The 233-nt window shown below is 43.8% G+C and carries 1 protein-coding gene; it reads right to left on the bottom strand.

Going from position 1 to position 233, the window contains the following annotated elements; translation table 11 throughout:
- Positions 1-233, bottom strand: a 233-nt coding sequence (locus CF394_RS11470; protein ID WP_133079830.1) for a class A sortase, incomplete at both ends; no start/stop codon positions are given.

Consider the following 233-nt stretch of genomic DNA (forward strand, 5'->3'; position numbering starts at 1 on the left):
AAATATAGTCTTTTTTAAAATCAGTGATGACAATTTGAGCACCTGTTTTTATGTTTTCAAGAGGTCCGAACAGAAGACTCTTTTGCTTCAAATGATGGCCAGCCAACGGATAATTTCCCTCGCCCATTTTCTGATCGGGGCGCATTGTTGCCGCCCCGATCAGAAGGTTTTCGTTGGTTGTGCCTTTTACGATCGGAAGCTCCAGATTGACACTTTTAATCGTTATCCGCCCG

It is taken from the genome of Tetzosporium hominis, from assembly GCF_002265435.1.
Classification (GTDB): domain Bacteria; phylum Bacillota; class Bacilli; order Bacillales_A; family Planococcaceae; genus Chryseomicrobium; species Chryseomicrobium hominis.